Annotated in this window: 19 protein-coding genes and 1 riboswitch; of the genes, 11 read left to right on the plus strand and 8 right to left on the minus strand. The window is 42.2% G+C overall.

What is annotated here, in order from left to right:
• Window positions 1-4: 4 nt before the first annotated feature.
• Together Q0R88_RS22245 and Q0R88_RS22250 are read right to left on the minus strand one after the other, a co-directional pair.
• Entirely contained in the window at window positions 5-904 is a 900-nt protein-coding gene (locus tag Q0R88_RS22245) for a hypothetical protein (RefSeq protein WP_295720591.1), read from the minus strand.
• Window positions 904-1,416: a hypothetical protein gene (locus Q0R88_RS22250; protein WP_295720592.1), complete on the minus strand. Its 513-nt coding sequence runs from the start codon at window positions 1,414-1,416 to the stop codon at window positions 904-906. The genes Q0R88_RS22245 and Q0R88_RS22250 overlap by 1 nt, the downstream gene beginning before the upstream one ends.
• Window positions 1,417-1,732: 316 nt before the next feature.
• Here Q0R88_RS22250 and Q0R88_RS22255 point away from each other — a divergent pair, with 316 nt between their 5' ends.
• The 6 genes from Q0R88_RS22255 to Q0R88_RS22280 all read left to right on the plus strand — a co-directional run bounded on the left by Q0R88_RS22255 (window position 1,733) and on the right by Q0R88_RS22280 (window position 6,242).
• Window positions 1,733-2,539 (plus strand): SDR family oxidoreductase, encoded by an 807-nt coding sequence (locus Q0R88_RS22255; RefSeq protein WP_295720594.1) that lies wholly within the window; start codon window positions 1,733-1,735, stop codon window positions 2,537-2,539.
• A gap of 17 nt (window positions 2,540-2,556) precedes the next feature.
• Window positions 2,557-3,018 carry a hydroxymyristoyl-ACP dehydratase gene (locus Q0R88_RS22260; RefSeq protein ID WP_295720596.1) on the plus strand — a complete coding sequence of 154 codons (462 nt, stop codon included), beginning with the start codon at window positions 2,557-2,559 and terminating at the stop codon, window positions 3,016-3,018.
• Complete coding sequence (locus Q0R88_RS22265) at window positions 3,015-4,316, plus strand: beta-ketoacyl-[acyl-carrier-protein] synthase family protein (protein ID WP_295720598.1); 1,302 nt, start codon at window positions 3,015-3,017, stop codon at window positions 4,314-4,316. The genes Q0R88_RS22260 and Q0R88_RS22265 overlap by 4 nt, the downstream gene beginning before the upstream one ends.
• The gene (locus tag Q0R88_RS22270; protein WP_295720600.1) at window positions 4,291-4,548 is read left to right on the plus strand and encodes an acyl carrier protein; all 258 of its coding nucleotides are present in this window, start codon (window positions 4,291-4,293) and stop codon (window positions 4,546-4,548) included. The genes Q0R88_RS22265 and Q0R88_RS22270 overlap by 26 nt, the downstream gene beginning before the upstream one ends.
• Window positions 4,545-5,216, plus strand: coding sequence for a 4'-phosphopantetheinyl transferase superfamily protein (locus Q0R88_RS22275; protein ID WP_295720602.1), 672 nt, complete (start codon window positions 4,545-4,547; stop codon window positions 5,214-5,216). The genes Q0R88_RS22270 and Q0R88_RS22275 overlap by 4 nt, the downstream gene beginning before the upstream one ends.
• A gap of 159 nt (window positions 5,217-5,375) precedes the next feature.
• A complete protein-coding gene (locus tag Q0R88_RS22280) occupies window positions 5,376-6,242 on the plus strand; it encodes a hypothetical protein (RefSeq protein ID WP_295720605.1) in 867 nt (288 codons plus the stop codon).
• On the opposite strand, the gene Q0R88_RS22285 is transcribed toward Q0R88_RS22280, so the two are convergent.
• Window positions 6,231-6,716 (minus strand): hypothetical protein, encoded by a 486-nt coding sequence (locus Q0R88_RS22285; protein ID WP_295720607.1) that lies wholly within the window; start codon window positions 6,714-6,716, stop codon window positions 6,231-6,233. The two genes, Q0R88_RS22280 and Q0R88_RS22285, sit on opposite strands and share 12 nt — an antisense overlap.
• 95 nt (window positions 6,717-6,811) lie before the next feature.
• Window positions 6,812-6,876, plus strand: a riboswitch (Fluoride riboswitch).
• A 214-nt stretch (window positions 6,877-7,090) separates the two neighbouring features.
• On the opposite strand from Q0R88_RS22285, the gene Q0R88_RS22290 reads away from it, so the two are divergent.
• A complete protein-coding gene (locus Q0R88_RS22290) occupies window positions 7,091-8,482 on the plus strand; it encodes a voltage-gated chloride channel family protein (protein ID WP_295720608.1) in 1,392 nt (463 codons plus the stop codon).
• A 463-nt stretch (window positions 8,483-8,945) separates the two neighbouring features.
• On the opposite strand, the gene Q0R88_RS22295 is transcribed toward Q0R88_RS22290, so the two are convergent.
• Window positions 8,946-11,522 carry an OstA-like protein gene (locus Q0R88_RS22295; RefSeq protein ID WP_295720610.1) on the minus strand — a complete coding sequence of 859 codons (2,577 nt, stop codon included), beginning with the start codon at window positions 11,520-11,522 and terminating at the stop codon, window positions 8,946-8,948.
• 51 nt (window positions 11,523-11,573) lie between these two features.
• On the opposite strand from Q0R88_RS22295, the gene tilS reads away from it, so the two are divergent.
• Window positions 11,574-12,908, plus strand: a complete 1,335-nt coding sequence (gene tilS, locus Q0R88_RS22300; RefSeq protein WP_295720612.1) for a tRNA lysidine(34) synthetase TilS — start codon at window positions 11,574-11,576, stop codon at window positions 12,906-12,908.
• Window positions 12,905-13,390 (plus strand): hypothetical protein, encoded by a 486-nt coding sequence (locus tag Q0R88_RS22305; RefSeq protein ID WP_295720614.1) that lies wholly within the window; start codon window positions 12,905-12,907, stop codon window positions 13,388-13,390. Before tilS ends, Q0R88_RS22305 begins: the two co-directional genes overlap by 4 nt.
• 7 nt (window positions 13,391-13,397) lie before the next feature.
• Here Q0R88_RS22305 and Q0R88_RS22310 read toward each other — a convergent pair whose 3' ends face one another.
• Together Q0R88_RS22310 and Q0R88_RS22315 are read right to left on the minus strand one after the other, a co-directional pair.
• Window positions 13,398-14,087, minus strand: a complete 690-nt coding sequence (locus Q0R88_RS22310) for a CPBP family intramembrane glutamic endopeptidase (RefSeq protein WP_295720616.1) — start codon at window positions 14,085-14,087, stop codon at window positions 13,398-13,400.
• A 452-nt stretch (window positions 14,088-14,539) separates the two neighbouring features.
• Window positions 14,540-15,421, minus strand: a complete 882-nt coding sequence (locus Q0R88_RS22315) for a LysR substrate-binding domain-containing protein (protein ID WP_295720617.1) — start codon at window positions 15,419-15,421, stop codon at window positions 14,540-14,542.
• A 142-nt stretch (window positions 15,422-15,563) separates the two neighbouring features.
• Here Q0R88_RS22315 and Q0R88_RS22320 point away from each other — a divergent pair, with 142 nt between their 5' ends.
• A complete protein-coding gene (locus Q0R88_RS22320; protein WP_295720618.1) occupies window positions 15,564-16,802 on the plus strand; it encodes an MFS transporter in 1,239 nt (412 codons plus the stop codon).
• On the opposite strand, the gene Q0R88_RS22325 is transcribed toward Q0R88_RS22320, so the two are convergent.
• Window positions 16,795-17,331, minus strand: a complete 537-nt coding sequence (locus Q0R88_RS22325) for an STM3941 family protein (RefSeq protein ID WP_295720620.1) — start codon at window positions 17,329-17,331, stop codon at window positions 16,795-16,797. The genes Q0R88_RS22320 and Q0R88_RS22325 overlap by 8 nt on opposite strands.
• 54 nt (window positions 17,332-17,385) lie before the next feature.
• Entirely contained in the window at window positions 17,386-18,348 is a 963-nt protein-coding gene (locus Q0R88_RS22330; RefSeq protein ID WP_295720622.1) for a 2-oxoglutarate and iron-dependent oxygenase domain-containing protein, read from the minus strand.
• Window positions 18,349-18,541: 193 nt separating this feature from the next.
• On the opposite strand from Q0R88_RS22330, the gene Q0R88_RS22335 reads away from it, so the two are divergent.
• Window positions 18,542-20,509, plus strand: coding sequence for a DUF6600 domain-containing protein (locus Q0R88_RS22335; protein ID WP_295720624.1), 1,968 nt, complete (start codon window positions 18,542-18,544; stop codon window positions 20,507-20,509).
• Window positions 20,510-20,619: the final 110 nt, after the last annotated feature.

The following is a 20,619-nucleotide window of genomic DNA, read 5'->3' on the forward strand; positions in this document are numbered from 1 at the left end:
AGTATTAATTTAGTTGTAAATAGTAGTTCTTTCTGGCTTCGATCCTATCACCAAAAAATGGTCGTATAAAAATCATATCCAGAATTAATAATATAGGTGCACCAATAAACAAGGCAATAAAAAGATAATATTTAAATGCCGCAATCCAGGGCTCCTTTTTTTTGCGTTTGGCAATAAATTTTGCCCATACTGCAAAAATGATTTTCGCCTTTCCCTCAATAAACATCAGCGGGTATTTTATGTGAACCGCTTCAAGGTTCATGAGTTCGTATTGCAGGCTTTCCCAGTATTCCATAGTGATCCTGAAGGCTATCGCCCGCCCAAATTTAGCGGTATCTAATATTTCCTGCTCATCAATACCGGGCTTAGGGAATATATTAAGATAACGTTCTTTTTTACCGGTTAGCATCCAGTAAAAAATGGTAACAAAACTTATGGGGTTAGGATTTCTATCAACCAGGGCTATATTGCCTACCAGTTTAGCCCCTGCATCCTGGAGAGATTTGCGAACCCGTTCAAAAGCATTTAACCACATGTTGCGCGCGGCGCTGATGGTAACAACCGGGGTACCTTTTAACACTTTTAAAAAATCCGGGTGATTAAGCAAGGAATTTGAAGGAATACTTGGTGATAAAAACCAGGGCTGATAACCCAAAATAATCAGATCGTACTTTGTTTCTTTTAAGGTAAAAGGCTGAATTTGGGCCGGCACACTTAAAACACAATCGGGCATCACATTAAAAAAACTGGATCCTGTCCATGGAAAAGGATAATTATCCACCATTTTTATAACAACCTTTTCAACCGAAAAGCCTTCATCAATAATCGGCTGGGTAAATGAGTCGATGATTTCGCCCATCTGTCCGGATTGGGTATAGTAAATAACTAAAACTTTTTTATCCATTACGCTGCCGGTTTAAGGTCTTCTGTGTGCAATACCTTTGAGGTTTTGCTATAGTCAACTACCGCACGTTGTACAACAGGCGATAGGCTGTTAAAGTTTTTTACCACCATATTTCTATCGTTTTCAATATCTGCACGGTAATGAACAATTTTGGGGGCCTTTTCCTGGATCACCAATCTAAGGAAATGCAGATCGGTATTATCCGGATCGGCAAGCAAGGCTGTTTCCAGCTTTATGCGTCCGGCTTTAAAAAAGCGTAGTTTATCTTTAGGCTTACCAACCAGGCTGGCTTTTTTCATTAATAAAGCACCTTCGTACCCCTCTTTCAGGTCGGTACCTGCATCGGTAAAAACGGATAGCTCCTGGTTTATTTCATCCACATTATCAGATGCCATTGCTTTATAAAAAGCGGCTTTCTCCAGTTTTTGCGCCCAGCCCTTTGTACTTCCGGCAAGCAAAACCGCCAGGAATAAACAAACAAAAGTAATGGGCCTTTTTATATAACTCTTCATAAACCTAACCAAATGTAATAAATAATACGTGCAGCACAAACCAACTGTTGCTTTACGGATATAGTAGTATGCCCAACCTTTTAACCGGCAATTAGTTTTAAATTTTTACCGCCGGCTAAATTAAAGCAACACGATATAAGATGTTTTATATTGATAATGGTTTAACCTATAGCCTAATAAATAGCATTTGGACCATTAAAAATCGGTTTTCTTTCGCTTACTTTGGGGTTTGAATTTTTTTGAGGAACTTAATAGCATAAATATTTAACAGTATCTTCCCAAGCATAAAGTATGACATTAGCAATAAGCGGTTTACATGGATAAAACTCAACAGTTTGCTGGCTCATGGGCGGTAATTTTAGGCGGATCAAGTGGCTTTGGCTTTGCCGCTTTGCAAAAATTAGCCGCACATGGCATGAACATTGCCCTTTTATACCGGGAAACTGCTATTACAGAAAAACCGCTTAAAGAACAACTAACTCAAATAGCAGCAGAACACAGCGTAACCATTTTACCTTTTAATATAAACGCTCTTGAACAAACCGGTCGCGATTTATTTTTAAAACAATTTGCCCAGCTTGCTGTACATAAACATTGTGTTAAGTTATTGCTGCATTCCATAGCCCGTGGTAATTTAAAACCATTGGCAGCAGGAGCCAATAACGACCCCGTTCTTTCAATTGAAGATATACAGGCAACAACCTACGCCATGAGTAACAGTTTATTGGACTGGACAAGACTGCTGTTGGAGGCTGAACTTTTTAACCCTGATGCCCGGGTGATTGGTTTAACCAGCGATGGTGTTCATAAATACTGGGAAAGCTACGCGGCGGTATCCATTGCAAAGGCATCATTGGAGAGCCTTACCAGGTATATGGCAGTTGAGTTTAGCCGTTACGGATTAAAAACAAACCTGATACAGGCGGGGGTTACCGAAACGCCATCCTTAAAAAGGATTCCGGGCAGCGATAAATTGATAACACTGGCCGCGGCTAATAACCCAATGGGGCGCATAACTGTGCCAACAGATGTGGCAAATGTAATTTACATGCTTTGTACCGATGAAGCATTTTGGATAAATGGTTCATTAATTCATGTAGACGGGGGTGAACATTGTTTGTAAATATTAGTTTTTGATACATGATGAATAACCATATACTTAATCATTTACCCTATAAATCAACGTTTCGCTTTATTGATAACATTACATCGTTGAATGAGGATGGTGTTACGGGCGATTTCACGTTGAAGCAGGATGCCTTTTTTTACGAAGACCATTTTGAGGGCAACCCGGTTACACCCGGTGTTATCATTACAGAAATTATGGCCCAGATTGGATTGGTGGTACTGGGTATATTTTTAATATTGAAGGAGCCAGGGAACGATTTTACCAGCGACTCTTCCTTATATCCTGTACTTACCTCAACCGATGTTTCTTTTTATAAAATGGTATTACCCGGTCAAAAAGTTACCGTTATTTCCAAAAAACAGTATTTCCGTTTTGGAAAACTGAAGTGTACTGTGGAGATGCTGGACAGCTCAAAGGAGATTGTAGCAAGAGGAACATTTGCCGGCATTATTAAACATATTGACTTAAAATGAGCAGGCGTGTTGTAGTTACAGGAATGGGCGTTGTATCGCCAAACGGAATAGGCATCAGCGCTTTTTTAAATGCCATACAAAATGGCATATCGGGCATAAAATTTATGCCGCTTTACGAAGAATTAAAGTTTAGCTGCCAGGTTGCGGGCAAACCCAGCTTTGTATTAGAAGATCTTAAAAATAAAAATTACATATCCGAAGTTACTTTTCATGGTTTAAAAGGCACCAACATCGGCTATGGCTTAATGGCCGCCCTTGATGCCTGGACAGATGCCGGCTTAACCTATGATACCGATGAGCCCCGCTGGGAAACCGGATGCATTTTTGGAAACAGCGTTTCTGATACGGAGGCCATGAAAAATGTAATTACCCGGGTTGATAACAAAGAGGTGAAAAAATTAGGCTCGCGCGTGGTTGAACAAGCCATGAACAGCGGTGTAACCTCCTATATATCGGGCAGGCTGGGCCTGGGCAATAAGGTGATCACCAATTCGGCAGCCTGCGCAACGGGTACACAGGCCATTTTAATGGGCTACGAAACCATTAAAGATGGCTATGCCAAACGGATGCTGGTTGGCAGCAGCGAATATGTGGATACCTATGTATTCGGTTCGTTTGATTCTATGCGGGTACTATCCCGTAAGTTTAACCATGAGCCAGAAAAGGCATCACGTCCCATGAGCATAACGGCCGGCGGCTTTGTTCCCGGATCGGGCGCAGCCGCATTGGTTTTAGAAGACCTTGAATTTGCCCTTGCACGCGGCGCAACAATTTATGCCGAAGTTTTAGGCGGATCAGCCAACAGCGGCGGCCAGCGCACAGGCGGATCAATGACGGCAGCCAATCCGCTGGGTGTAATAAGATGTATAGAGGAAGCCATGGCCAATTCCCAAATCACGGGGCAGCAAGTTGATCTCATCAGCGGCCACCTTACTGCCACAAATGCCGATATGCAGGAAATTCAAAACTGGTGTAAGGCCCTGAACAGATCAGGAGATGATTTTCCGTTGATGAATTCCCTCAAATCAATGATCGGTCATTGCTTAAGCGCGGCTGGGTCTATTGAATCTGTGGCATCAATATTGCAAATTGTACATGGGTTTGCACATCCAAACATTAACCTTGATGACCCTAATCCGGAAATAAGTAAACATATCAACTTAAACCGTTTGCCTACTTCTGTAGTCAATAAAGATATAAATATAGTTGCTAAGGCCAACTTTGGCTTTGGCGACGTAAATACCTGCTTAATATTTTCTAAATTTAACCCTGATGACACGACAAGAAATTTTAATTGAACTAAGAAAAGTTTTATCGCCATATACCCTTGATAAAGAAACACTGGCTAACATTGATGAAGGCACCAACCTTATTACAGACTTGAAAATAAACTCGGCCAATCTTGTTGATATCATTATTGACGCCGAAACCAAATACAACATTGAAATAGATTACGACGCTGCCGATAAAATGGTAAATGTGGGCGGCTGTATTGATGTAATAGAAGAAAAGACAAACCAGCAAATATGATCATAAGTGCCGGTAATGATATTGTAGACCTTGGTACAATTAACGCTACGCGTACAAAAGAACCAAGGTTTTATACAAAATTTATTACCGGTACCGAAACGGCATTACACAACCAGCCCCACCTGGCCGATATGCCGTTCGAATATTTTGTATGGATGCTTTGGTCGGTTAAAGAATCTGTTTACAAATTCATACAAAGGCACCATCCCGGCCTTGTTTTTTCTCCCTCAAAAATTACTATTGAACAAATTGAATTGCAACGGGAGGCTTCCATCCCGGCAATAACCCAAGCCCAAATTGAAGCTAAAGGCTTTGCCGGGCTAACTACTTATAACGCCATCATTGCCTTTGGTACAGATAACTTTTATTCGAGATCGATAGTCAATTCAAATTATATAGCTTCAACTGTAAACAACAGCAAGGATTTTGAAAATATATACTGGGGCATTAAACATATTGACCAAACCGAGCCTGAAAATCAATCAAGAGCGGTAAGGCAATTCCTTTTAAAAAAGCTGGCTTCTGTTTTTGACACGGATGATTTACATATTATTAAAAACAGTTCCGGATGCCCGGTTTTATTCAATGGAGATAATAGGGCAGATATCCCGGTTTCATTGGCTCATCATGGTCATTATGTAGCTTATGCTTTTCCTAATCTCCAATAACAATACTATATAGCTCCAGGAGTTTTCTGTAAGTTTATATCCTCCAATCAGCAACATTTAGCGCCCCGATACGTAAAACCCTACCTGATTATCTGTTTGTTTACGAAACCCAAACCATGCTGTTTGTTTAAGCGTAAAACGCGCAACGACATCTATTATATGAAAAGATCTGTTAAGTTAGTGCTGTTAGCTGTAGCCTTTGTTGCTGTAGGGCTGGGGTATTATTTTAACAAGCGATATGCCTTAGAGAAAAGATATGCACCGGTACCCGAAAAACGGCACAAGAACAATATTTTACGGATAGGGATCATCGGCGATAGCTGGGCAACCGGCATTTCATTGGATACCATCATAAGCGATGAGTTTTTAAGGCGCGGTATAAAAACGGAGGTCATTTCCTTTGGCGAGCCGGAGGCAAAAACGAAAGATATTTATGACAATTTATACGCCGGACCGGGTACACCTTATTCAAGCAGTGAGATACTGCATCATAACCTTGATTACTGTATAATTTTGGCCGGAACAAGTGATGCAGCGGGTGAAATGGGTGCAAAGTTTTATGCCTATTACAGTTCGCTTATCATTGGCGATTTGGCAAAAAACAATATTGAGCCTGTTTTTGTAACCATGCCCGATTTTGGGTTTAAGGAGGTTACCGATAGTTTAGGAATATTAAAAAAAGTGCGTAATGAGGTAAGCTCATTAATTATTGATAACGGCAGCACCGGAAATTTGGATGATTACCGCAAGCAGGTAAGTGAAGTTTTAAAAGACACCCACCTGCAGGATTCTGCCATTGTGGTTCCCTTTAACCTGGTATGCGATAACTATCAAAAACATAAGATATTGTATCGCAACAACAGCCATCTTTCAACTGCCGGGAAGCAAAAAATGGGAAGAATTATAGTGCAGTATATTTTAAATAAAATAAATCAGGGCAATTTGCATTCGCCACCAGCCGGAATAGGAGCACCCAATATTGCCAGTTCAAAACCGCTGGCCAATATACGCCGCTCAGGAAGTTAAGGCCGCTATCTTTTTAATATCGCGATAACAGATATACAGCGGAATAAAACCAAAGATGCCGAAACAGCAATCGATACAACGCCAGTAAATGGGGATTCCCCGGATTGGTCCGGCAATGAATGCCAGCGGGAACACCATAACACAGGCTATCATCCCGAACTGGATTATCCAGATATTTTTAACCGGATCTTTTAACGGACCAATAAACACTGTGGCAATAACAAGGTGACCAAATGCCAGCCAATCGGTACCATAACTCAAATAGGGATAGTTTTCGTTGGTTGTTTTTACCGCCAGGTAAACCTTTATTAACCAATCATGCATAAAGGAGGGAAATATATTGGCGTGTGCTGCAAAAAACGCCAGTTCGCTTTCAATTGGGAAAGCCGTAACGCCACTTAATACCAAACCGATGATGAATACAATAACCCAGGTTTTTACTTTTTTGCGCAGTTGCAGTTCGGTTTGTATCATGGGCTGAAATTAAAGATTATTTCGAGCTTGTATAAAACTTTCTGTGGTGCCCGCGCAGATTTATACAGAAACCAATTCAATAGTTTTTTCTATATTTGTTTTAAGGAAATGGTGTCTTCCTATTTAACCGCCCTAAAAAGCTGATGGCGCCTACAATAATTAACCCGTGGAATTTATTCCGCGCTAATTTTTTGTAGGTGAAAAAATTGCTGATCAAATCCATTTTAAAGACATCCCGCCGTTTAATACAGCGCGTTTTTCCTTTCTCCCATTCAATATCATTTAAGGTATGCGGCATCAATATTTCTGTATTGAAGTTTCTCTGCATCGCTAACAACCAATCAATTTTAAAACTAAATTAGCATCGCCATAAAATGAACGATAAAGCATTCCTGTCAGAGCATTTTTCGATAGTGAAAAACCTGTTGAGGTGGACACTCCTCATCATTCCCATTGCAATTGCCATTGGCAGCATGGTGGCCTTGTTTTTATGGCTGCTTAACTGGGCCATCCATTTCAGGTTTCAACATCCTTACCTGTTGTATTTTTTACCTGTGGCGGGTATTGCTATTTACTTTATATACAAACTATTTGGCGGATCATCCGAAAAAGGGAACAACCTGATCATAGATGAAATACATCAACCCGGATGCGGTGTACCAAAACGTATGGCGCCGGTGGTATTGATCACCACTATTATTACCCACCTGTTTGGTGGCTCAGCCGGGCGCGAGGGCACGGCGGTACAAATTGGTGGCAGCATAGCCCAGGCCTTTGCACATTGGTTTAAACTGAATGAAGCCGATACACGCATTGTATTAATTGCGGGTATTGCCGCAGGCTTTGGGGCGGTATTTGGCACGCCACTCACCGGGGCCATATTCGCTATGGAAGTTTTAACTATCGGCCGCATACAATACAACGCGCTGTTACCCTGTTTAATAGCCGGTATTTTTGGCGATATTACTGTTGCTACATGGGGTGTTCACCATACAGCGTATCATATTGATACTTTCGCGGGCACAGCCCATTGGTATTCAGCTTATACTTCCTTTGATTTTTTGTTGCTGGTAAAAATCATCATTGCATCTGTTGCCTTCGGTTTAGCCAGTTACTTATTTGCCTACATGGTTCACGGAATTAAAGCGTTTTTCGTAAAACGCGTTCGTAAACCCTGGCTTATTCCGGTAATTGGTGGTTTAATCATCATTGGCTTAACCGCCCTGTTGGGCAAACCCGATTACCTAAGCCTCGGCATCGACCCTGAATATGCCGGCGCTGTCACCATTCCATCGGCATTTAACCCCGGTGGCGCCAATACCTGGAGCTGGCTGTGGAAAACTATCTATACTACAACTACGCTTGCAACCGGCTTTAAAGGTGGCGAGGTTACGCCCTTATTTTATATTGGAGCCACCCTGGGCAATACCTTATCCGTAATAATGGATGCGCCGGTTAGCCTTTTCGCCGCATTGGGTTTTATCGCCGTTTTCGCAGGTGCCACCAATACACCATTGGCCTGTACTTTTATGGGGATTGAGCTTTTTGGCAGCCAATACGCGCTATTCTTCGCGGTGGCTTGTTTCACGGCTTACTTTTTTAGCGGACACTCTGGTATTTATGGATCTCAGCGAATAGGGGTTCCTAAAACCATCAGTCAGTTTTCCGATTCGGTTACGATATCAGAAGCCGGTAACCGAAGGCAGAGTTACGTACAAAAAAAGCTGGAGAAGTATAAACCAAAGGCTAAAGATAAAAGAGACTAATTCTGTTGATGTTACCTCAGGGTCTCCTTGAAAAGGGACCCTGAGGCCGCTTGCTAAGTATAAAACTATGCTATCCGATCTGCATAACGCCTCAGGGTCCTCTATCGAGAGACCCTGAGGGCACAAAATATAAACTAAAGGCTAAAACTAAAAAGGGCTAATTCTGTTGATGCCCCCTCAGGGCCTCCTTGAAAAGGGCCCCTGGGGCCGCTTGCCAAGTATAAAACTATGCATATCCGATCTGCATAGCGCCTCAGGGTCTCTCGATAGAGGACCCTGAGAGCACAAAATATAAACTAAAGGCTAAAGATAAAAAGGGCTAATTCTGTTGATGCCCCCTCAGGGTCTCCTTGAAAAGGGACCCTGAGGGGGCTTGCTAAGTATAAAACTATGCATATCCGATTTGTATAACGCCTCAGGGTCCTCTACCGAGAGACCCTGAGGGGACAAAAGATAAAAAGAGTTAATTCTGCTGCCCAGGCTTTTTAGCCGGGCTTTTAACTGTATCCTTTACCGCTTTAACCGGCTCTGGCAATTTAGCGGGCGGCGTTTTAGCCACTGTATCTTTCACCGTTTTAATAGGCTTCTGTTTGGTAGTATCCGCTTTAAGCAAACTATCCTTGCCCATTAATGATGGCTTTTTCAAACTATCGGCAGCTGTGCCTTTTACTGGCTTGGTTACAGGCACACCCGGTTTGCCTTTTGCCGGCGACTTACCTCCCGGCAGTTTTACATCAGTTGTTTTGTGCGGCGAAATGATAGATTCCTTTGATATTGGCCTGTCCTTAGGTTTCCAGATAAAACCTTTTAAAATTTTATCATCATCCACTACTTTTTTAATGGGCAGATACCTATTCTCGGGTTTGGTTTGGAGGCGAATATTGGTAAGTTTACTCTTCCTGAATGATACCACCATACGGCTGCTGAGGGATCGCTGCATTCCCTCCACCGTGTTGCTCACACTATCCCGTTTAAAGTAGATGCTTTCGGCATTGCCAACGGTGTACATCTTATCCAGCTTATCATCTTTAAAAAAGCCGCGCATTTTTTTACCGCCCATCTGGTTAAAATGCAGTGAATCGTTCTTTTCAAGGTTTACAATAAATGCCGATGGAAACAGCTCCATATTATCCATCTTTTTGTTCCGCATTTGTACATATATCGTGTCGCCAGATAGTTGCGAGCCCTGGGTCCAAAACATTGGTTTCACATAGCACCTGATGGTTGAATCGCTGTTACTGTAAAAAATTGAGTCGGCCTTACCCTGCAGATCCGATTTAAATAATTTAGCGTTGTGGTGCGCTATCAGGATCCTTACGCGGGCGGTATCCTTCAAATTAATCTCGCGTTGGGCAAATACCGGGTCGCGTTTAATTTCCTCGGTACGTATACTATCCTGCTTTGCTTTTCTTACAGCCGTTACCTTATCTTTTTTTATTTGCGCCGAATCTACTATCACCTTGGGATGCCCAAAATAATCAGTGTGCCTATAAGTGGTATCCTTAGGTATAGAAAGCCTGCGCGCTACCAATACCTTTGATAATTTCTTAATCTCAACTATCTGTTTCCTTGCTGCCGCCGATGTATCACGAACGTAAGCATAGGCCTGGCGTTGCTTTTCCTGGTAAAGCTTCAGGTTTTTATAAGTCATTATCTGGGTTTCCAGCGTATCGGCCGTCATGTAAACGGAATCTCGTTTTATTTTTCCTGACTTGGCGGTATCGGCCGGGGCCTTTATGTTTTTTGTATCCCTGCCGGGTTTAACCGCTGCAGCTACCTGTGCTAAACTGGCTATCTTCTTTTGGGCGTCAGCCGGTTTAATATTTTTAGCCTGGGCTGCTGCTTTTCGTATTACGGAATCAATTTTGGTCGAATCTTTTTTGGTGAGGTTAGGCTTCAGTTTCTCCGCCATATTTGCCAGCTCCATAGCGCTTTTTATTTGGCCCGGCGTAATGGTTTTATTGCTTACTGCCAACTTGCGTACCGACGAATCAATTTTAGCCGAATCTTTTTTTGACACAATGCCATTAGGTTTAACCTGCCCAGCCAGGTTTGCCATATTGGTTATCTTCATGGTATTGACTGGCGCCTTTAGTGCTTTGTTTTTGGCGGTAAGCGGCATCGGGGGAGGCACCGAGTCTGTTTTGGTGGTATCTTTTTGTTCGGTAACCAATACCATGTAGGCGTTTTTAGTAACCACGGTGCGCTCATCGGCCTTAAAGTAAGTGGCCAAATCGCCTTTCATGGTTATTTTTTGCTCCCTATCTATAAAGGTGATGTTTTTAACTGCCCGGCCATATCCTTTCAGCTTATCGTAAAACAAACTATCACCTTTTAATGATTTTGTGCCTTGTTTATACTGGTTTTTTTTGCCAAAAAAAGCTTGTTCCGTTACGGTATTGTACAGGCCGTTCTCGGTATACAAAGTATCTTTGTCTTTTTTGCCATAAATATTGGTAGGCCCATAAAAATAGGCAATCCGGGTACCTGTATTATACTTCATGGTGTCGGTTTTAATAACGGCATCCACCGTTGTTAAAACCACATCATAACGAAAATATGAATCGCGCGAAAAGGCAAAGTAGTAGCCGTTTTTACTGGTAAGTACATTGTCCTTATTGATAAGCTTACCACCGCCGGTATAAGTTCCTATGCGGGTTGCAGTATTGTAGGTGAGGTAATCGGTAGTAAGCGTAGCATCCTTATCCACCATTTTAACATTATTAGTTAAGATGGCAATTTTTGTATTCCCGTTATAGTTTAACTTGTCCGAATAGATGTTCAGCGTATCGCCCTGGTTAATGTTTACATTACTAAAAGCATCAAAGGCATTATCCTGGGGATAAAAATAGGCGCTATCTGATCGCAGGATTGAAAAATCCTGTTTAAAAACCCCTTTATAAACCTTGATAACATCGCGGCCATTTATCTTTGTGCCAGTGCTGCTTGCTGATTGTATCAGGTTTACAATTGATTTTTTTTGCCCCATAACGGTGGCCGCCATCATCAATAACAAAAAGCTTAAAACATATTTTCTCACTGTGGCAAAATTAGTTTTTTGTTGGGGTTATTAAATTAATAATTTTGATGAATGCTACCAGTTACCCAGTTTGCTAATTTTATTGAACAAAATGCCTTGTTTGCCCCAGGCAGCAAGGTTTTGGCTGCTGTAAGCGGTGGTATGGATTCTGTTTTAATGACTCACTTGTTAAAAGCCGCGGGAATTAATTTCAGCATTGCCCATTGTAATTTTCAGTTAAGGAGCAACGAAGCCCTGCGCGATCAGGAGTTTTGCAATAACCTGGCTAATAAACTGCGGGTACCTTTTCATACCATCAATTTTGATACCATAGCATATGCCGCCGAACATAAAATATCTATCCAGATGGCCGCCCGCGATTTGCGTTACCAATGGTTTGATACTGTATGCCAGCAATCAGGCTACCAGGCCATTGCTCTTGCACACCACCAAAACGATGCGATTGAAACAATATTGTTAAACCTTACCCGCGGAACCGGCATTGCCGGCTTACATGGCATATTACCTAAAAACGGTATGCTGGTGCGCCCGCTGTTATTTTTAAAGCGCGAAGAAATAGCCACCTTTATTACCGGTAACAAATTAGATTTTGTGGAAGACAGCTCAAACGTTTCTGCAAAATATGCCCGCAATAAAATCAGGCTTGAGGTTATCCCCAGGCTAAAGGAGCTTAACCCATCGCTTGAAAAAACGTTCGAAAACAATCTGAAACATTTCAGGGATCTGGAACTCCTGTTAGATAACCAGGTTGCCGATTTAAAAAAGACGCTGTTGCAATGGGGCACCGATGAAATATTTTTGCTTATTGATGAGGTTAAAAAATTAAATCCCGCGCGTTTGCTCCTGTTTAAATTATTACAGGAATACGGTTTTAATGAAACCACCGTTGATGATGTGCTATCGGTACTGGACAAGCATTCGGGCCGGATCTTTGAATCAACGGGATTTTTGTTGGTACTTGATCGCGAAAGGCTGATCATCAAACAAAAGAAAACAGGGGTACTGGAACCGGTAAGCATATTTGAGCAGGAGCATGAGGTTTATTATGGCACATATAAGCTTAATTTACTGCATGACGATACTCCGCTGATTATAAAAGATAACCCACTGGCCACATCAGTTGACGCGGCTTTGCTGGTATATCCGCTTACGGTACGGGCCTGGCAGGAGGGCGATTATTTTTACCCGCTGGGGATGAAAGGACGAAAAAAACTGAGTGATTATTTTATCAACCAGAAATTATCCTTACATCAAAAGGAGGAAGTACCCATCCTGGTAAATGGCAACGGCGATATAATTTGGGTGGCAGGGTACCGGCCCGATGAAAGGTATAAAGTAAACAATAACACTAAAAAAGTTACTATATTCGAATTGTACAAATTATGACGAGCGAAAAAACTGTTTTTGTAGAAAAGCAATACCTGGGCCGCGAATTTATCCCAATTACCATACGCCTGGTTTTGGCCATGTTTTGTTTTGCAGCCTACTTTTTTACCGACGAGCGTGAGCGCAACGGCGATTTGTTGGTGGTGGTTGGCTTCGCTATTATCATCATATCCATCATTATGGGTTTCCTGCTGCATTATAGCACTACTGTTGAAAATAAAAGCATTCGCCTGAGCGGCTTATGGACTGCCCGCGTTGTAAAAATTGATCTTAATGGCATTGTAAAAGTCGAAAAAGGATTATATAGCCGCTACCTGTTTAATAACCCGGTTTATAACCTGCATACCAAAGGTACTATCCGTTTTTATGCTGCCGGTAATGATGCCATTCATTTAACCGATAGAGACGGCATGGTTTATATTATAGGTTCCCAGCATGTAAATGAATTTTTACGGGCAATTACGGACGAGATGAAAAAGTAAACCCTCTTTAATGTTTAATGTGGAAAAACCCTATTAATGCGTTATAGTCCATTAAAATATGGCAAATGATCAGCATTTTTAAGTTACGGTATTTATAGTAATGGTAGCCAAAAACCAAGCCTATCCATACAGGCATTAATACATTTATTATAGTACCATAACCTGCATGTAATAAGCCGAAAAGCACGGCGCTTATTATTATAGGTAAATGCTGGTTTTTAAAAAATAGCTGCAGCCGCGGTATCATGTATCCCCTGAAAATTAATTCTTCCAATACCCCCGCAGTAAAAACACCAAATAATTTAGCCGGAAAACTTAATTTAAGCATCAATAACATGGCATTGCTTACTTTAAGCGTACCCCATAATTTAATTGGCAGGGCAATTATTACGGCGCCTATCAGTATGATCAGCAAAATTGCGAAAATAGACAGGATAGAAAAGCCTATCGAATAACGCTTCTCTCCCCATAATAAAAGAGGTTGTTTTTCTTTGTTTAAAACGTACCAGTAAATAACAGCAAAACATAACCAAAATGCCAACCGGCTTACCACAAACCGGGTATCCATTGATAAACTTTGAACGGTAAGCATACTGAACACCTTTGAGCCAACCATAAAGCATAAAAGCAATACTACCGTTAACAGCAGGCTATAAATTATGATGGCGTGGTGGTTTTTACGGATAAATTGTATCATTAAGGCTTGTTTACCAATGATACTAAAAATAAGCAATAATAACGCGGTTGATTTTTTTTAAGAATGGTGGTTCCCCTCTGGGGTACCAAATTTTTTTTATGATTTTCTACAAAGCTTTTGATCCTCTGGATCAATCAAATCGCTAATCCAATCTCATAAATTTTGGCCGTTCATATTCTTTTGATCCTTCGGGTAAACTATCACACTTCTATCGAAAAAATCACACCAGATGCTAAGCTGATGTGCACAGCTTGCATGAAAGTTGCATAAGATTTCTCCTCGTACCTCGTTCGATGACATCGTTTTCTAAATACAGTATGAGAATAAAAAAGATATGCTCACACTATAGCTGATCCAGAGGATCAAAAGCTTTGTAGAAAAATACACGCTATTGTTTTGTGCTCCAGAGGAGTACCACCCCAGCAGATGAAAAACATGTACCAACCGGACCACTACTCATGCCCCATAACCTCCACCAACTGTTCAATAAATAAAATAGCTGCTTTTTTGCGGTAAACTCCTTTTTGCCAAAGGATATAGGATTGCCGTTTGATGCCTTTGGCCGCTATAGGAACAGCTACAACCTTATCCCAGCCTATTAAGGCTTTTTCATTAAGCACCGTTGCCCAATGGCCGTTTTGAATCAGTGATAATAAGGAGTGCATATCATTCAGCTCGATCCTAATATTTGGAGCGATCTTGCCTTTGTAAAACAAGCCGTTAATGAACTCCCGGGAACTAAAGCCTTTACCGGGTAATATCAGCTCTTGTTGGGCCAACTCTTCCAAACTTATTTTTTCGAGCTTAGCCAGCGGGTTATCTTTAGCAACCACCATAACAATACTGGAACTGAACAGTACCTGCATTTCCAGGTCTTCATCGTCAGACTGGTTGTGAAATGCCAGGATCATATCCAGCTCGGCCAGCCTGAGTTTTTTTTCCAATTCCTCAGGACTGCCATAAGTAATAAAGATCTTTATACCGGGATATTTATTTGAGAAGGGCGCAAGAGCCGGTAACAGCAACGAAGTAAAGGCATAAGATACCCCTAAATTTAATTCGCCGGTAGCTGCATTGTTTAACTCTGTAATGGCCTGCTTCCCTTTTTGTACGTCGTTAAGTATTTTAGTTGCGTGGGTTAAAAATATATGCCCGGCTTCCGTAATGCGCACATGCCGGCCTATTCTATCAAACAAAAGCATCCCTAACTCATCTTCCAGTTGCTTTATTTGTTGCGATAGGGTGCTTTGGGTAATAAATACCGCAGCGGCAGCTTCTGTGAAGTTCATCGTTTCGGCAGCCTTAACAAAATATTGTAATTGTCTAAGTTCCATAATCAATCGTTTTTACCGATCATTTTCATTAAAACAATCTATTTTACAAATATATCATCATTGCGGATATTTGCATCATAAACAATTTCAATAGTCTTACATTAAGATCTCCCCTGAATTTGCTTGTGTTATGAATGAATAAATGAATATTTTCCGCTCTCTCAAATACCGTAATTTCAAATTGTTTTTTTACGGTCAGTCTATATCACTCATCGGTACATGGATGCAGAAAACAGCAGTAAGCTGGCTGGTTTACAGGCTTACCGGCTCGGCAGTATTGCTGGGTATAGTTAGTTTTGTTAGTTTGATCCCCTCATTAATCCTGGCACCATATGCAGGTAGCATTGTTGACAGGCATAACCGCTACCGCATATTGGTTATTACCCAGGTAGTATCTATGCTACAGGCAGGGGCATTGGCCTTTTTAATATTATTTAAGTTTTATAACATCCCCGCCATTATTGGCCTAAGCCTGGTTCAGGGGATCATCAACGCCTTTGATGTAACCTGTCGCCAATCTATCATGGTAGAAATGGTTGAAGATAAAGCCGATTTGCCCAATGCCATAGCGCTAAACTCTACCATGACCAATTTTGCACGTATAGCAGGCCCCGCAGTGGCCGGTATTGTTTTAAGCACTTTCGGAGAGGACTTTTGTTTCTTCGGCAACTTTTTAAGCTACATACCCGTGCTGGCCTGTTTGTTTATGATGAAGTTGAATACCACCGTAATAGGCAAACCGCAAAAAGGTATCTGGGCCGAACTGCAGGATGGCTTTAAATATGTATCCGGCGACCGTGACCTGAGCAGCCTGATCCTGATGCTTACCATAAGCAGCCTATTTGTTATTCCCTTTAACACGCTGATGCCCATTTTTGCAAAAGATATTTTTAACGGCGATGCCAAAACCTTTAGCTGGTTTGAAAGCGCGGCAGGCGTAGGATCTGTGATCAGCGCAGTTTACCTGGCCAATTTAAAAACAGGTAAAAACCTGGTAAAGATCATCATTACCGCAAGCCTCATTTTTGGATCGAGTGTATTGATGGTGGCTTATGCAGGCAAACTGTCTTTTGCATTAATCTTTATGGGCTTTACCGGTGTGGGGATGATGGCGCAAACATCGGCTATCAATACCTATATCCAAACACATGCAATACCGGCTATGCGGGCGAGGGCTATAAGCTATTACGTAATGGCTTACCAGGGAATGATACCCGTTGGCAGCCTTTTGGTAGGCTGGCTGGCCAATGAGCGCGGCCCAAGGCAAGCGGTTTTCATTGAGGGCGTGATTGGGTTGCTGGCTACAGGTGTTTTTGTTTTGTATAAGAGGAAGCAGGGGGCCGAAGATAGGGTTAGCGGCAAGGCTATGCTGGCTAAGTAATGGCCTTAACAGCTAATTGCCTATCCAAAAGGAGCTGCAATAAATCGTCCGAATCAATTTTTAATGTGCCGCTGCTTATTGATATGGGTGTTCCGTACGTTTTTTCGGTAACACGCATTAGGGCTTGTGTAAATTTATTTTCCTCTTGAATTACCTCTTTTGCGTTATTTATAAATACCAAAATCAGTTTAGTTGATCTGATCTTTACTATTTTAAAGCCCTGAATGTTTTTCCAGGCAATGAACCGACCTCTGGAAATGGAGCAATTGTCCTGAATACCCTCATCACTGATAATTAACCCCGGACGCTTATCAAATAGTTTTTTAGGGCCAACTATAAGTGCCGAGCCAAAAAACGCACCGCCAATTACTGAAAGTACTCTAAGACAAATTGGAGGCCACCTTGTTTGTGTATCTGCTGTATCCCACATCCATATAGATAATAATACAAACACAAAACCTCCTAATATAACAAGTAACGTTTTGGTTTTACTAAGAGGAACCTCAATTGCAGGGTTGGATTGATTCATGAAATAAATTGGTTTATCAAAAAGCCCTCTCCAAAGGAAAGGGCTTTTATTATTTTACATTTTCAAACCAATCTCCCTCAATCGCTCATCCAAATATTCGCCGGCGGTAATATCGGTATATAGCTTAGGGTGTTGCTCATCGATACATGAATCCAGGCTTGTTAAATCCATTCCCGATTTTGGGTGCAGGAAAAACGGTACCGAAAAACGGGAATATTTCATCAGCTCGCGCGGTGGGTTCACCACACGGTGCGTGGTCGATTTCAATTTGTTATTGGTTAAGCGTTGCAGCATATCGCCAACGTTTACTACCAAATCTTCACCATGTGCTTTTACAGGGAACCATGCTCCCTCACGGGTAAGCAGTTCCAAACCATCGGCACTGGCGCCAATAAGCAGGGTAATGAGGTTGATATCCTCATGCGCACCGGCACGTACCGCGTCATCAGGTACCGAATCTGGATCGGTTATCGGGAAGTAATGCAGCGTACGCAGGATAGAGTTTCCGTTGTGTACCTTATCGTCAAAATAATTTTCGGGCAGGTTTAAATAAATCGAGATGGCCTGTAACAGGTGTTTGCCCGCGGTTTCCAGCTTTTTATAAACCTCCAGCGTGGTAGTGTTAAATGATGGCAATTCATCAACCGCCACGTTATCGGGGTAAATATCTTTAATCGGGTCACCATCGGTAACGGTTTGGCCTATTTGCCAAAACTCCTTCAAATCGGGTGTTTTAAAGCCTTTCGCGGTTTCTTTCCCTTTACCTGTATAACCACGCTGACCGGCCAAACCGGGGATCTCATATTTTTGCTTTACAGCATCTGGCAAAGCAAACAGGGTTTTAACCTCCTCATAAAGCTCATCTATCAATTGTTTGCTTAAGCCATGATTGGTTATGGTAACGAAACCGGTTTCATTAAAGGCTCTACCAATATCGTCAGAAAACTGCTTACGATCGGCAGTACTGCCGTTTATGTAATTATCAAGATCAAGACGTGGAATATTTACTGTGCTCATAACTGTAGCTTTATAATAAAAAGTAAAATTATTTAAATTTTAAGATAGCAGGCACAAAGTATAAATAAAAAATTGTTTAGCCCCTGTAAACCAAGCATAAACAATATTGGCCCTTTAAAACAATTTTTGAGTTAAACGTTTTATACTTTGTCTCGTCATACACTTAGTATCGACTATATAATCCTAAAGAAAAATGAAATATATAAATAAAATATGCGGCTTAGGTTTAATAGCATTTTTAATAATGCTTGCCGCGCCCAATAAAAGTAAGGCCCAGGATGGGGGCTATGTATCTGACCAGGAGTTTTATGATAACCTCGCACCTTATGGTACCTGGGTTGATGACCCTCAGTATGGTAATGTTTGGGTACCAGATGTTGAAGATGGCTTTAGGCCCTATGCATCGCGCGGGCACTGGGTAGTTACCGATTATGGCAATACCTGGGTGTCAGATTATCCCTGGGGATGGGCTACTTTTCACTATGGCCGCTGGCGCTATGATGATTATTACGGATGGGAATGGATACCGGGACATGAATGGGCACCAGCCTGGGTTAGCTGGCGCAGGGGTGGTGGCTACTATGGATGGGCACCATTAACACCGGGTATAAGCATCAGCCTATCATTTGGTAACAGCTATAGGGTGCCCGATTCTTATTGGGTATGCGCGCCACAGGCTTATATTAACAGTCCTAATGTTTATAACTACTATGCACCGCATACCAGGGTAGTGAATATTATAAACCAAACAACAGTTATCAACAATACTTATATTTATAACAACCGCACCTATGTAACCGGTCCGCGGGTTGCCGAAATCAGGAATGTTACGCACAATAATAATGTGCCGGTTTATAGAATTGGCAACGATAGCAGGCCCAACGGTGGCGGCAGAATTGTAAATAATACTGTAAATATTTATCGCCCGGAGATTAGAAAATCGCAGGATGCAAGGCCTGCGAGGGTTATAAACGCGGCCGAATACCGGAATGCTAACCCCAACCAGGGTATAGCTAACCGTGCAGGCGGACAAGCAACTGTAAACCGGAATAACGCCGCTCGATTAGCAGAGGTAGCTAAAAGCAACGATGCTAAATTTGTAAAGGTTAATAATAACAGGCCAGTACAAACGCCGTCACAACAGCAAAATCGTCAGGGACAACCAAACGCAAGAGCTGGGGGCCAACCCGGACAACCAAATGCCAGGCCAGATAACCAACCAACGACTGAGCAAGCTAAACAACAGCGTGATCAGCAACAAAATCAAGCCAGGCAACAGCGTGATCAGCAGCAAAACCAAGCCGTTCAACAGCGTCAGCAACAGGTTAAGCAACAGCAGGATCAGCAGCAAAACCAGCCTGTTCAACGTCAGCAACAGGCCAAACAACAGCAGGATGCCCAACGCCAGGAGCAGATTAAGCAACAGCAGAATCAGCAACAAAACCAGGCCGTTCAACGTCAGCAACAGGTAAAACAGCAGCAGGATGCCCAAAGGCAGCAGCAGGTTAAGCAACAGCGGGATCAGCAACAAACCCAGGCCGTTCAGGAACGTCAGCAACAGGCTAAGCAACAGCAGGATGCACAAAGGCAGCAACAGATTAAGCAACAGCAAGATCAGCAGCAAAACCAGGCTGTTCAACGTCAGCAACAAGCTAAACAACAACAGGATGCCCAAAGGCAACAGGTTAATCAGCAACGCCAACAACAGCTTGATGCTCAAAGACAGCAACAGCAAGCCCAACAAAGGCAGCAACAGCAGGCGCAGCAGCAACAGGCTAATCAGCAAAGACAGCAACAGCAGGATGCGCAAAGACAACAGCAGCAAGCTCAACAAAGACAGCAACAGCAGGCTAATCAACAACGCCAGCAACAGCAGGATGCGCAAAGACAACAGCAGGATGCGCAAAGACAACAGCAGCAAGCTCAACAAAGGCAGCAACAACAAGCCCAGCAGCAGCAGGCTAATCAACAACGCCAACAACAGCAGGATGCTCAAAGGCAGCAGCAGCAAGCTCAGCAACGCCAACAACAGCAGGCTCAACAGCAGCAGGCTCAACGCCAACAACAGGCCGCTCAACAACAACAAGCCCAGAGGCAACAACAGGCTCAGCAAAAACAACAACAGGAGCAACAGCAACGTGAGCGCAGACCAGCCAATTAAGGCTCAGTTTTAAATTATAATCAATAGCACATATAAACCCGGATTTATTGGTTTATATGTGCTATTTTTATTGTTGCTTTATACCCGCTTAATAATTATGAGATACTTGA

The organism is Mucilaginibacter sp. (assembly GCF_025362475.1).
Classification (GTDB): domain Bacteria; phylum Bacteroidota; class Bacteroidia; order Sphingobacteriales; family Sphingobacteriaceae; genus Mucilaginibacter.

Bases quoted from the DNA above. Each gene is read 5' to 3' on its own strand.
- Q0R88_RS22245 (WP_295720591.1), bottom strand. From the start codon at position 904: ATGGATAAAAAAGTTTTAGTTATTTACTATACCCAATCCGGACAGATG.
- Q0R88_RS22250 (WP_295720592.1), bottom strand. From the start codon at position 1,416: ATGAAGAGTTATATAAAAAGGCCCATTACTTTTGTTTGTTTATTCCTG.
- Q0R88_RS22255 (WP_295720594.1), top strand. From the start codon at position 1,733: ATGGATAAAACTCAACAGTTTGCTGGCTCATGGGCGGTAATTTTAGGC.
- Q0R88_RS22260 (WP_295720596.1), top strand. From the start codon at position 2,557: ATGATGAATAACCATATACTTAATCATTTACCCTATAAATCAACGTTT.
- Q0R88_RS22265 (WP_295720598.1), top strand. From the start codon at position 3,015: ATGAGCAGGCGTGTTGTAGTTACAGGAATGGGCGTTGTATCGCCAAAC.
- Q0R88_RS22270 (WP_295720600.1), top strand. From the start codon at position 4,291: ATGACACGACAAGAAATTTTAATTGAACTAAGAAAAGTTTTATCGCCA.
- Q0R88_RS22275 (WP_295720602.1), top strand. From the start codon at position 4,545: ATGATCATAAGTGCCGGTAATGATATTGTAGACCTTGGTACAATTAAC.
- Q0R88_RS22280 (WP_295720605.1), top strand. From the start codon at position 5,376: ATGAAAAGATCTGTTAAGTTAGTGCTGTTAGCTGTAGCCTTTGTTGCT.
- Q0R88_RS22285 (WP_295720607.1), bottom strand. From the start codon at position 6,716: ATGATACAAACCGAACTGCAACTGCGCAAAAAAGTAAAAACCTGGGTT.
- Q0R88_RS22290 (WP_295720608.1), top strand. From the start codon at position 7,091: ATGAACGATAAAGCATTCCTGTCAGAGCATTTTTCGATAGTGAAAAAC.
- tilS (WP_295720612.1), top strand. From the start codon at position 11,574: ATGCTACCAGTTACCCAGTTTGCTAATTTTATTGAACAAAATGCCTTG.
- Q0R88_RS22305 (WP_295720614.1), top strand. From the start codon at position 12,905: ATGACGAGCGAAAAAACTGTTTTTGTAGAAAAGCAATACCTGGGCCGC.
- Q0R88_RS22310 (WP_295720616.1), bottom strand. From the start codon at position 14,087: ATGATACAATTTATCCGTAAAAACCACCACGCCATCATAATTTATAGC.
- Q0R88_RS22315 (WP_295720617.1), bottom strand. From the start codon at position 15,421: ATGGAACTTAGACAATTACAATATTTTGTTAAGGCTGCCGAAACGATG.
- Q0R88_RS22320 (WP_295720618.1), top strand. From the start codon at position 15,564: ATGAATATTTTCCGCTCTCTCAAATACCGTAATTTCAAATTGTTTTTT.
- Q0R88_RS22325 (WP_295720620.1), bottom strand. From the start codon at position 17,331: ATGAATCAATCCAACCCTGCAATTGAGGTTCCTCTTAGTAAAACCAAA.
- Q0R88_RS22330 (WP_295720622.1), bottom strand. From the start codon at position 18,348: ATGAGCACAGTAAATATTCCACGTCTTGATCTTGATAATTACATAAAC.
- Q0R88_RS22335 (WP_295720624.1), top strand. From the start codon at position 18,542: ATGAAATATATAAATAAAATATGCGGCTTAGGTTTAATAGCATTTTTA.